A 12,142-nucleotide genomic window follows, 5' to 3' on the forward strand; every position below is an offset into this window, starting at 1 on the left:
CCCAGCGTCTAGGCTTGCCCGGTGCGGAGGAAACTGCGGATGACCCGGTTGCCCTCCGCTGTGTCGTGGGGCCGGTGTCCCCCGCCCGTCACCCGGTGCACGGCTCCCGTGCCGGCGAGGTATTCGGCAATCTCTTCATACAGGGGTTCCCAGCCTCCGGTGAGGACAAGGGTCGGCACGCCGGGGACGATGTGGAGCGGCGCCGACCAGGGCGGCGCCTGGAGGCGCAGCCTCCGGGCGGTGCGGCGGGCGTCCTCGGTGGCGGGCCGCTCCGCCTCGGCCGAGAACACCAGCCGGACGAACTGGCGGAGGAATCCCTCGTCGGAAAGGGTGTCCCGACGGGCGTAGAGGGGAGCCACGAGGTCGATGTGTGCGGCAGTGGCAGGCAGATCGGCGGTCAGCGAGAAGCACGCCGGCTCGACGAGGGTCAGGGACGTGACAAGGTCGGGCCGCTCCACCGCTGCAAGCATCGCTGCGATTGCTCCCTGCGAATGGGCGACGACGTGCCCGCCGGTACCGAGCGCCTCAATGACGATGCGCTGGTCTTCGCCGTAGTCGGTGGGAAGCGGCTCGGCCACGGGGTCGAAGCCGTGCCGCCGAAGGAACAGGCTGTCGTAATCGAGGGACAGTCCGTGCTGGCGCGGCCAGGCTGCGGAGCCGAACGCGCCGCTGCCGTGAACGAAGACAATGCGTTCCTGCGTCATGCTGCCAATCTTTGCCATCGCTCACTGCACGGTCCACCGGCGGACGAACCACCGGCCGTCCCCGGGAGGGGGTCCGCTACTTGCCGAGGAACTTCTCGAAGCCCTTGGGGAGGTTCAAGGACGCCGGGTCGAAGTCGTTCTGTCCGCCGAACGCGGCGCCCGTCGGTGCGGCGGAGCGGGCTGCGCTCCGCTTTGCCTCGGCTGCTGCGAGCTCCTGGGCTGCCTTGGCGGGGTTTCCCGAGCGGGCCTTCTTCTTGCCCTTCGCCGCGACTGCCTTCTTGCGCGCGCCGCCGAACCCGCCGGGACCGGCCATGCCCGGCATGCCCGGGATTCCGCCACCGGAGGCCATCTTGCGCATCATCTTCTGGGCCTGGCCGAACCGCTCGAGCAGGCCGTTGACCTCGGAGACGTGCACCCCGGACCCACGGGCGATGCGGGCACGGCGGGAACCGTTGATGATCTTCGGTGCGAGGCGCTCGTGCGGTGTCATGGAGCGCACGATGGCTTCGACCCGGTCGATTTCGCGCTCATCGAAGTTCTCGAGCTGCTCGCGCATGCCGGCGGCGCCGGGCATCATCATGAGCATCTTCTTCATTGAACCCATATTGCGGATCTGCTGCATCTGGGCGAGGAAGTCGTCGAGGGTGAAGTCTTCCTGGTCGGCGAACTTCTTCGCCATCCGTGCCGCTTCGTCCTTGTCCCAGGACTGCTCCGCCTGCTCGATCAGGGTGAGGATGTCGCCCATGTCGAGGATGCGCGAGGCCATGCGGTCGGGATGGAACAGTTCGAAGTCGCCAAGGCCCTCGCCGGTGGAGGCGAACATGACCGGCTTGCCCGTAACCGAGGCCACGGAGAGTGCGGCGCCGCCGCGGGCATCGCCGTCGAGCTTGGTCAGCACGACGCCGGTGAAGTCGACGCCTTCGTTGAACGCCAGCGCCGTGTTCACTGCGTCCTGGCCGATCATGGCGTCGATGACGAAGAGCACCTCGTCGGGGCTGATGGCGGTCCGGATGTCCGCAGCCTGCTGCATCAGTTCGGCGTCGACGCCGAGGCGTCCGGCGGTGTCGACGATGACGACGTCGTACAGTTTCGTCCGCGCCTCGGCGACGCCCTGGCGGGCGACGGCGACGGGATCGCCCGTGGCCGACTCGAACTCGGAGCTCACCCCGGGGTGAGGCGCGAAGACGGGTACGCCGGCGCGCTCACCGTTGACCTGGAGCTGGCGTACGGCGTTGGGGCGCTGGAGGTCGGCGGCGACGAGCAGGGGGCTGTGGCCCTGGCCCTTGAGCCATTTGGCGAGCTTTCCGGCAAGCGTCGTCTTGCCGGCACCCTGGAGGCCGGCGAGCATGATGACGGTCGGGGCCGTCTTCGCGAGTCGGATGCGGCGGGTCTCACCGCCGAGGATCCCCACCAGTTCCTCGTTGACGATCTTGACGACCTGCTGGCCCGGGTTGAGGGCCTGGGACACCTCAAGGCCGAGCGCACGTTCCTTCACGCTGGCGGTGAAGGCGCGCACCACGGGGACGGCGACGTCGGCGTCAAGGAGCGCGCGGCGGATTTCCCGCACTGTTGCGTCGATGTCCGCCTCGCTCAGGCGCCCCTTGCCTTTGAGGTTCTTGAACGTCGTGGTCAGCCGGTCGGAGAGTGAATTGAACACGGGCCGGAAACTACTTTCATCGGAGGTTGGAGGAACTCAAGCTCAAGGGTATCAACTGGTGGCCACGGCGAAACCCGAAGGCGACGACATCGTGGGACATTGGCGGGCGAAAGTGGCAGTCTAAAGGGGTGGATACTACTTCATTAGCCGAACCCCAGACCCTTCCCCGCGGAGGCACCGAGCGCCGGGTGAAAACCCTCCTGATCCTCGGTGCTTCGGGGGACCTCACCGGGCGTCTCCTGCTTCCCGGGCTCGCGCGGCTCATCCGCCTCGGCCGTGCTCCCGGACTGCGCCTGGTGGGCGCTGGGTCGGACAGCTGGACCGACGAGCAGTGGCGCGAACGCCTCGACTCCTCCTTCGCCCTTGCCATGGGCAAGAGTGACGACGCCGGACGGGCCGCCCTCAAGGAGGTGCGCGACGCAAGCACCTACCATGCCCTCGACGTCACCGCGCCGGGTGCGCTCGGCGAGCTGGTCCAGACCCTTGAAGGGCCTGTCGCCATCTACTTCGCGCTCCCCCCGGCGATCAGCCAGCAGGCCTGTGCTGCCATGGCCCCGTTGGGGCTGCCCGTGGGAACCCGGCTGGTGATGGAGAAGCCGTTCGGCACCAGCCAGGCTTCGGCCCACGCGCTCAACCAGAACCTGGCCATGATGGTTCCCGAGGAGCACATCCATCGGGTCGACCACTTCCTGGGCAAGGCGACGGTATTCAACATCCTTGGCATGCGCTTCGCCAACCGGATCCTTGAGCCGGTGTGGAACAACCTCCACATCGAGAAGGTCGAGATCATCTTCGATGAGGACCTCGCCCTCGAGAACCGTGCGCGCTACTACGACAAAGCCGGCGCCCTGCGCGACATGATCCAGAGCCACCTGCTTCACGTCATGGCGCTGCTGGCCCTCAACGCTCCGTCAACCCTGCACGAGCGGGACCTGCGCGACCACATCGGTTCGGTGCTTCGGGCGAGCTCGATCGACGTCTCCGTCCCGGGAAACACCCGGCGGGCCAGGTACACAGCGGGCAGCATCAACGGCCGCGAGGTTCCCGACTACGTCGCGGAACCGGGCGTCGACGGCAGCCGGGGAACCGAGACCCTCGCCGAGGTTGTTGTGTCGATCAACAACCAGCGGTGGGCCGGAGTGCCTTTCATTCTCCGCTCCGGCAAGGGGATGGGCACCAGGCGCAAGGAGGCGGTGATCACCTTCAAACCCGTCAGCCACGTCCCCGCCGGCTTCACCGGCCAGGACTCCCCCACCCGGCTGCGCATCGGATTCGGCCCCGACACCCTGCAGCTCGAGCTTGATGTCAACGGGCCCGGTGACATCTTCTCCCTCGACCGGGCCACCCTCACCGCCGAGCTGAACGCCACCGACCTGCTGCCCTACGGCGAGGTCCTTGACGGCGTGCTCGCCGGCGACCCGACCCTGTCGGTGCGCGGGGACATCGCCGAGGACTGCTGGCGGATCGTTGAGCCCGTCCTTGCGGCGTGGGCTGCCAACGAGGTGCCAATGGAGGAATATCCGGCCGGCACGCGCGGCCCCACGGACTGGCAGAGCTGCGCGTCGCTCTGACCGAGGCCCACGCGGGCCACCCCCGGTCCGCAGGAGCCGAACGGACCCATGCGGCCGGGGGTGGCCTGTCTTGCGTAGGGATCCGTCAGATCGCGGCCTCGCCGCGTTCTCCGGTGCGGACACGCACGGCGTCCTCGACCGGAATAACCCAGACCTTGCCGTCGCCGGCGTTTCCCGTATTGGCGGTTGAGACAAGCACGTTGACGATGTCGGTGACCCAGTCATCGGCCACGAGGACCTCAACCCGCGCCTTCTGCAGCAGGTCGACTGTGTACTCGGCACCCCGGTAGACCTCGGTGTGCCCGCGCTGGCGTCCGTAGCCGCTGGCCTCGCTGACCGTAAGCCCCTGCACCCCATAGTCCTCAAGGGCGCCGCGCACGTTGTCGAGTTTGTCCGGACGGACAATCGCTGTCACGAGTTTCATGAGTTTACGCTCTCCGTCTGCTCGATGTGCTTCTTCTCGCGGAACTGATCCGCGAAGGGGTGGAAGGACCCGCCGACGCCGAGGCCGCCGAACTCGTAGGCCGTCTCCGCGTGCTCCGACAGGTCAACGCCTGCCACCTCGTTGTCGGAGGTGATGCGGAACCCGATGGTCTTGTGGATGCCCAGGCCGATGATCGCCGTCATGACGGCCGACAGGGTGATCGCGACGAGGACCGAGACGGACTGGGCGAGGAGCTGAGCACCGCCGCCGCCGTAGAGGATGCCTCCGCCCGCACCGTCGACCGGAAGGGCGATGAAGCCCAGGGCCAGGGTGCCGGCGATGCCCGCCACGAGGTGAACCGCGACGACGTCGAGGGAGTCATCGAAGCCGAGCTTGTACTTGACGCCGACGGCGAGCGCACACAGGGCGCCGGCCACGAGGCCGAGGCAGATGGCGCCGATCGGGCTGACGTTGGCACATGCCGGTGTGATCGCAACAAGGCCCGCGACAATGCCGGAGGCGGCACCGAGGGAGGTGGGCCGGCCGTCGCGGAACCGTTCGGTGACGAGCCAGCCGACCATTGCCGCGGCAGGAGCTGCCATGGTGTTGACCCAGATGAGTCCCGCTTCCTCTGCGGTTCCGGCCGCTCCACCGTTGAACCCGAACCAGCCGAACCAGAGCAGGGCCGCACCGAGCATCACCAGGGGGATGTTGTGCGGGCGCTGTGCTGGGTCCTTGCCGAATCCCTGGCGCTTGCCGAGGATCACGGCGAGGACGAGTGCGGCTACGCCTGCGCTGATATGGACGACCGTTCCGCCGGCGAAGTCGATCGCTTCACCGACGGCGCCTCCGATGGCTCCGTCGGCGCTGAGCAGTCCACCGCCCCACACCATGAAGGCAAGCGGGCAGTAGACGGCAGTCACCCAGATGGGGACGAACAGGGACCATGCCCCGAACTTCGCCCGGTCGGCGATCGCCCCGCTGATCAGGGCGACGGTGATGATCGCGAACGTCACACCGTAACCGGCTCCGATGAGGTCCTCGGTACCAATCAGTCCCTGCAGGCCGAAAGCGGCGAAGGGATTTCCAAACAGCTGGGCTACGCCCTCACCGCCGGTCATTGAGTACCCCCACAGGACCCACACGATTCCCACGAGGCCGACCGCGATGAAACTCATCATCATCATGTTCAATGCAGCCTTGGCACGGGTCATGCCGCCGTAGAAGAAGGCAAGACCCGGCGTCATTAGCAGTACCAGGGCGGCCGAAACCATTACCCAGACGTGACCTGCTGTCAGATCCATTTTCACGTCCTCTCAGAGGTGGCGGGCACTTCCCGCACTTCCCAGAGTGACGCTCCGGTGTTTCAGCCCGGAGGAGCTTTGATTGCGGCCACGTTACGTACCCGCGGGTAACGTTAAAGGCCGATGACGCGGTTGTTTCGGCGGTGTTTCGTGCGCCGGGCCTCCCGTGCAGGTCCGGCCGGGTCAGTCCAGCAAGTCGAGCTCAGAGCCGGTTCGGCGGAGAGCCGGTTCGGCGGGGCTCAGTTCAGCAGTGCGTCAACGAAACTTTCGGCGTCGAAGGGCGCGAGGTCGTCGGCGCCCTCGCCAAGGCCCACCAGCTTCACGGGTACCCCGAGGGAGCGCTGGATCGCCACGACGATCCCGCCCTTGGCTGTGCCGTCGAGCTTCGTCAGCACGATGCCCGTGATGTTCACGACCTCGGAGAAGACCTTCGCCTGGTTGAGCCCGTTCTGCCCGGTTGTCGCGTCAAGGACGAGGAGAACCTCATCGACCGTCCCCTGCTTCTCGATGACGCGCTTGACCTTGCCGAGTTCGTCCATGAGACCGATCTTGTTCTGGAGGCGTCCGGCGGTGTCGATCATCACGACGTCGACCTCCTGGTCGATTCCCGCCTTCACGGCCTCGAAGGCAACTGAGGCAGGGTCGGCGCCGTCGATATCGGACTTCACCGTCGGCACCCCGACGCGCTGGCCCCAGGTGGCCAGCTGCTCCGCGGCGGCGGCGCGGAAGGTGTCGGCTGCCCCGAGCAGGACGTCCTTGTTGTCGGCGACGAGCACCCGGGCAAGCTTGCCGACGGTCGTCGTCTTGCCGACACCGTTGACGCCGACGACCATGACGATGGCGGGGCGGTCAAGGTGGCGCTCGGTGGCCAGTGTTCGGTCCATGGAGGGGTCGACGAGGCGGATGAGCTCTTCGCGGAGCATGCTCTTGACCTCGGCGGGGCTCCTGCTGCCCGCCACCTTGACCCGCTGGCGCAGGGCCGAGACAAGCTCAAGGGTCGGCTCGGTGCCGAGGTCGGCCAACAGGAGGGTCTCCTCGACTTCGTCCCACACGTCCTCGTCGATCGTGTCGCGTGAGAGGAGGGCGAGCAGTCCCTTGCCCAGGGCGTTGTTGGAGCGGATGAGGCGGGCCCGCAGCCGTGCCAGCCTGCCCTGCACCGGGTCCGGTACGTCGACGGGGATCGGCTCGGCGATCGCCTCGTCGAGGTCGCTCAGGTCATCGGGGACAACAACGTGCGGCGGTGCGTCGGTGTCGGAGGGGTTGTCCAGCAGGGCCGTCGACGTCGATCCGGACGCCTTGAGCCCGCCCGTGTCGTCTGCGTCGCGGACTGCCTGATAGGTGCCCGGGGGCGTCCTGCGGCCTTTCAGAAGAAGCACCGCCAGGGAGCCGAGAACCGCGATGGCAAGGGCTACGAAGATTACGATCTGGAGAGTCTCATTCACGGTTCCAGCTTCTCACACGAGCCGATTGAGCATCTTCCCGCACCCAATGAAAGACTCAATGCATTATGGTCAGACTTCCCCGGCGGCTCCCCTTCCCTGCGATGTTCCGAGCGGCACCCCCGGGTGCCGGAGGGAAGCCCGAAGCGGTGCGTATTCCGCAGGAGATCCGGGTCCTCATCGCGGCGGCCTTCGTCATCGCCCTCGGCTTCGGGCTTGTTGCCCCGGTCCTCCCCCAGTTCGCCCAGAGCTTCGATGTGGGAGTGGCGGCCTCTTCGATCATCGTCAGCGCCTTCGCGTTCACCCGGCTCGTGTTCGCCCCGGCCGGCGGGCGTCTCATCGAACGCCTCGGGGAGCGCCCGGTCTACGTGATGGGGCTGTTGATCGTTGCGTTGTCGACGGCGGCCTGCGCCTTCGCCGGCAGCTACTGGCAGCTGCTTGTCTTTAGGGGCCTCGGCGGTATCGGATCAACCCTGTTCACCGTGTCGGCCATGGGCCTCATCGTCCGGCTGGCACCGCCCAGCATCCGGGGCCGCGTTTCAAGCGCCTACGCGTCGGCCTTCCTGCTGGGCAGCATCGGCGGCCCGCTCCTCGGCGGGCTGCTCGCCGGCTTCGGGCTGCGGGTGCCGTTCCTTGTCTACGCCGCCGCACTGCTCCTTGCCTCGGCGGTCGTGTTCCTCAGGTTGAAGGACACAACGCTCGCCGAGCGGCGGTCGGGTGAGGCGCCGGCGGTGCTGCCGTTCCGCGAGGCGCTCACGGATTCGGCGTACCGGGCATCCCTGGTTTCCGCCTTCACCAACGGGTGGTCGTCCTTCGGGGTGCGCATGGCGCTGGTGCCGCTGTTCGCGACGGCCGTGCTGGGCGCCGGACCCGAAATCGCCGGCATCTCCCTTGCCTTCTTCGCCGCCGGAACCGCGATAGCCCTTCCGTTCTCTGGACGCCTTGCCGACACGGTTGGCCGGCGGCCGCTGATCCTCACCGGCCTTGCCGTCAACGGACTTGCCATGGCCGCCCTGGGCTTCACGGGCAGCGTCCCGGCCTTCCTCGCCGTGTGTGCGATCGGGGGGCTCGGTGCTGGGATCCTGAATCCCGCCCAGCAGGCGGCAGTGGCCGACGTCGTCGGCAATACGCGAAGCGGCGGAAAGGTGCTCGCCGCCTTCCAGATGAGCGCCGACACCGGGGCCATCCTCGGCCCGATCCTTGCGGGGGTCATCATCGATGTCCTCCCCTACGGCTCGTACGGGCTGGCGTTTGCCGTCACCGGAGCCACCGGCGCCGTCGCGTTCGCCGTCTGGGTGGCCGCGCGGGAAACCCTGCCCGGGCGGGCGGCCGCTGCGCCGCCGGCCGGCCCGGCCTCTCCTGCTACGGAGAGCTGACCCCTTCGGCGGGGCCGCTCAGGCCTCGACCAGGCGCTGGCTGATCACCGTTGAGACGCCGTCACCGCGCATGGTCACCCCGTACAGGGCGTCGGCGACCTCCATGGTGCGCTTCTGGTGGGTGATGATGATGAGCTGGCTCGATTCGCGAAGCTCCTCGAAGATGGAGATCAGCCGGCCCAGGTTGGTGTCGTCGAGGGCGGCCTCGACCTCGTCCATCACGTAGAACGGCGACGGCCGGGCCTTGAAGATCGCGACGAGGAGCGCGACCGCCGTGAGGGAGCGCTCACCGCCTGACAGCAGCGACAGCCGTTTGATGCGCTTCCCCGCCGGGCGGGCCTCGACTTCGATGCCGGTGGCCAGCATGTCGTCGGGGTCGGTGAGCACCAGGCGCCCCTCGCCGCCGGGGAAGAGCGTGGCGAAGACCCGCTCGAACTGGATCGCGGTGTCACGGTAGGCAGCGGTGAAGACCTGCTCGACGTGCTCGTCGACCTGCCGGATGATGTCGAGCAGGTCCTTTCGTGTCGCTTTGAGGTCTTCGAGCTGGGTGGTGAGGAAGGAGTGCCGCTCCTCAAGCGCTTCGAATTCCTCAAGGGCGAGGGGATTGACCTTGCCGAGGGCGCTGAGATCCCGTTCGGCCTTCTTGAGCCGTTTTTCCTGCTCGGCCCGCACGAAGGGGATGCCTTCGGGAATCGGTGTGCCGTCCTCGTCGACAGGGGCGCGCAGTTCGGCCCACTTGTCGCCTTCGGCCGCGCCGGCCGGCACCGGAAGGTGGGGACCGAATTCGGCGGTGAGGTGTTCCGGGGTGAGCCCGAGCTCTTCGATCGAACGGTTCTCAAGCGCCTCGATGCGCAGGCGCTGCTCGGCCCGGGCAAGTTCGTCGCGGTGCACCGACTCGGTCAGCCGGGCCAGTTCGGCGGCAAGTCCGTCGATAGTGGTGCGGACCGCGCCGAGCTCGGCATCCCACTGGGTGCGGATCCGCTCGGCTTCGTCGCGCTTGGCAGCAGCTTCGGCGATTGAAAGCTCGATGAAGGGAAGCATCTGCTGGACGGCCGCCGCAACGGCGGCGGCACGGGCGGCCTGGCGGGCGCGGATCCGCGCCCGTTCGGCGGCCTGCTCGCGTGCGGCGCGCTCCGCAGCGGCGGCACGTTCAAGCGAGGCTGCGCGGTTCGTCAGGGCGTTCAGCTGCTCCTCGGAACCGCGCAGGGCAAGGCGGGCGTCCATTTCGGCCTGGCGGGACTGCACCGCTGCCTGGGCGAGCCGGTCCCTTTCGGCGACCGAGGGGTCCGGGTCGGCCGGCAGGTCCTGGACCGCGGCGAGGCGTTCAGCCGCATCGTGGAGCTTCGACTGCTCGGCGGCAAGGTTCACCTCGGCGGCACGGGCGAGCTGTCCGAGCCGCTCCGCCTCACCGTCGGCGGACCGGAGGGCCGACCCGAGCTGGCCAAGCTGCTCGGACACGGCGGCAAGGCGCGCATCGGATTCGTGGAGCCGCTCCAGGGCAGCAGTGGCCCGCGACTCCGCTTCGGTGCGTTCGGCGGCCACTGCGGCGAGCCGGAACTTCAGCTGTTCAAGCTGCCCGGAGGCGTTGCGGAGGCGGTTCTCGGTCTCCTCGGCGGCTGCGCGCAGTTCGAGGACACCGGGTGCACCGGGCGATCCGCCGCGCGCGGTGTGGGCGGAGACGATGTCGCCGTCACGGGTGACCGCGGTGAACACGCCGTTGGCCTCAACCACCGCCCGGGCTTCGCTGCCGTCCTCGACGACGACGATGTCCGCCAGCAGGGCGGCGAGGGCCGGGGCGAGGGATGGGCTGCAGGTGACAAGGTCGGTGGCTCGGCGGCCGATTCCAGCCGCGGCGGTTCCGGCGGGACCGGCCGGGTTTCCTTGCCCGGGCGCTGCTGCGGCTTCGTCGGCGACAATCAACGCAACCTGGCCCGAGTTCTCCCGTTTCATCAGGTCGAGCGCCTCGACGGCGCTGGCAAGATCGGCAACGGCGACGGCTTCGGCGAGGCCGGAGAGCGCCGCCGCGACAGCCGTTTCGAATCCGGGTTCAACCCGGAGCAGGCCTGCGAAGGGTTCAAGGACCCCGGAGAGCCCCGAGGCAAGGAGCGCCCCCGATCCGTCGCGCTGCTGCAGGCCCTCCAGCTGGGCCTCGCGCCGGGCCGCGAGCGCATCACGTTCCCGCTCGGCGGATCGCGCTTCCTCGCGCAGCCCGGCGGTCCGGGCGGCAAGGGCATCGACGGCTGCCCGTGCCTCCTCGTATTCCGCGTCGAGCCCTTCCTCGCCCTCCTCGGCGCCGGCCACCTGCGCCTCAAGGGCCGCATATTCGGCCTTGGCGGCGTTCTTCCGCTCCCCCGCCGAGGCGATTGAGCTGCGCAGGCGGCCCAGTTCGGCTTCGATGGATTCAACCCTCGACCGCGCGGCGCCCACCTGCCCGGCGAGGCGGGCCACGCCTTCGCGGCGGTCGGCGGCAGCGCGAAGGAGCGCGGCGAGCCGTTTTTCCTCGTCCGCCGCGGCGGCCTCGGCGTTGGTGCGGCGCCGTACCGCTTCCTGGAGCCCGGAACGCTGTTCATCGACCCGCTTGGCGAGCTCCGCCTGCTCGGCCCGCAGCCGTGCGGCAGACCGTTCGAGTTCCTGCGGGTCGCGCCCGGATTCGGCCGGGGCATCCGCGGAGCCAAGCAGTTTGCGCCGTTCGGCCGCCAGCGTTCCCAGCGACGCGAAGCGGTCGCGGGTGGAGGTGAGGCGGTACCAGGTGTCACGGGCTCCGTTGACGGCGGGTGTGGCCTCCGCCGCGAGACGCTCCAGCTCCGCCAGGCGCGTCCGGGAACCGGTGAGCTGCAGCTCGACGTCGGCGCGGCGCTCCTTCAGCGCCGCCTCCTCGGCGGCTTCCCTCTCGACATCGGCGCGGAGTCCGACGAGCTCGTCGGCAAGAAGGCGCGCCCGCGCATCGCGCACTTCGAACTGCACCTGCTGGGCACGCCGGGCGACGTCGGCCTGCCTGCCCAGCGGCGTCAGCTGCCGGCGCAGTTCACCGGTGAGGTCTGTGAGCCGGGCAAGATTGGCCTGCATCGACTCGAGCTTCCGCACGGTCTTTTCCCTGCGCCGCCGGTGCTTGAGGATACCTGCGGCTTCCTCGATGAATCCGCGCCGGTCCTCGGGTGTTGCATGAAGTACCCGGTCGAGCTGGCCCTGCCCCACAATCACATGCATCTCACGGCCGAGGCCGGAGTCCGACAATAACTCCTGAATGTCAAGCAATCGGCAGTTTCTGCCATTGATCGCATATTCCGAACCTCCCGCGCGGAACAACGTCCGGGAGATCGTCACCTCTGAATATTCAATCGGCAGGGCGCCGTCGGCGTTGTCAATTGTCAGCGTCACCTGGGCACGGCCGAGCGGCGCGCGCCCTGACGTACCGGCGAAAATGACGTCCTCCATCTTCCCGCCGCGGAGGGTTTTCGCCCCCTGTTCGCCCATAACCCAGGCAAGTGCGTCGACAACGTTGGACTTTCCGGAGCCGTTGGGCCCAACGACCGCGGTAACGCCGGGTTCGAAGTTGAAAGTCGTCGCTGAGGCGAAGGACTTAAAGCCGCGCACGGTTAGACTCTTCAAATGCACAGTGGTCAGGATCTCCAGGAGGGGGCGGGTCTCCCCAATCTACTGGGTCGTG

8 protein-coding genes are annotated in these 12,142 nt (G+C 68.3%); 2 read left to right on the forward strand and 6 right to left on the reverse strand.

All coding sequences use genetic code 11. The annotated features are described in order from the left end of the window. Positions 1-8: 8 nt before the first annotated feature. Complete coding sequence (locus AC4D2R_RS06525) at positions 9-704, reverse strand: alpha/beta fold hydrolase (protein ID WP_490938628.1); 696 nt, start codon at positions 702-704, stop codon at positions 9-11. 76 nt (positions 705-780) lie between these two features. Beyond that, positions 781-2,361 (reverse strand): signal recognition particle protein, encoded by a 1,581-nt coding sequence (gene ffh / locus AC4D2R_RS06530; RefSeq protein ID WP_490938630.1) that lies wholly within the window; start codon positions 2,359-2,361, stop codon positions 781-783. 128 nt (positions 2,362-2,489) lie between these two features. On the opposite strand from ffh, the gene AC4D2R_RS06535 reads away from it, so the two are divergent. Beyond that, complete coding sequence (locus AC4D2R_RS06535; RefSeq protein WP_490938632.1) at positions 2,490-3,932, forward strand: glucose-6-phosphate dehydrogenase; 1,443 nt, start codon at positions 2,490-2,492, stop codon at positions 3,930-3,932. Between the two features lie 85 nt (positions 3,933-4,017). On the opposite strand, the gene AC4D2R_RS06540 is transcribed toward AC4D2R_RS06535, so the two are convergent. The 3 genes from AC4D2R_RS06540 to ftsY all read right to left on the reverse strand — a co-directional run bounded on the left by AC4D2R_RS06540 (position 4,018) and on the right by ftsY (position 7,102). Beyond that, positions 4,018-4,356 (reverse strand): P-II family nitrogen regulator, encoded by a 339-nt coding sequence (locus tag AC4D2R_RS06540; RefSeq protein ID WP_490899982.1) that lies wholly within the window; start codon positions 4,354-4,356, stop codon positions 4,018-4,020. Beyond that, positions 4,353-5,660 (reverse strand): ammonium transporter, encoded by a 1,308-nt coding sequence (locus tag AC4D2R_RS06545; RefSeq protein ID WP_490938635.1) that lies wholly within the window; start codon positions 5,658-5,660, stop codon positions 4,353-4,355. Before AC4D2R_RS06545 ends, AC4D2R_RS06540 begins: the two co-directional genes overlap by 4 nt. A gap of 239 nt (positions 5,661-5,899) precedes the next feature. Next, complete coding sequence (ftsY, locus tag AC4D2R_RS06550) at positions 5,900-7,102, reverse strand: signal recognition particle-docking protein FtsY (protein WP_490938637.1); 1,203 nt, start codon at positions 7,100-7,102, stop codon at positions 5,900-5,902. 101 nt (positions 7,103-7,203) lie between these two features. On the opposite strand from ftsY, the gene AC4D2R_RS06555 reads away from it, so the two are divergent. After that, on the forward strand, positions 7,204-8,475 hold the full coding sequence (locus AC4D2R_RS06555) for an MFS transporter (protein ID WP_490939068.1): 1,272 nt from the start codon (positions 7,204-7,206) through the stop codon (positions 8,473-8,475). A gap of 18 nt (positions 8,476-8,493) precedes the next feature. On the opposite strand, the gene smc is transcribed toward AC4D2R_RS06555, so the two are convergent. Then, positions 8,494-12,090 (reverse strand): chromosome segregation protein SMC, encoded by a 3,597-nt coding sequence (gene smc, locus AC4D2R_RS06560; RefSeq protein ID WP_490938639.1) that lies wholly within the window; start codon positions 12,088-12,090, stop codon positions 8,494-8,496. Positions 12,091-12,142: the final 52 nt, after the last annotated feature.

The sequence above is a fragment of the Arthrobacter sp. TJ-217 genome, from assembly GCF_058269255.1.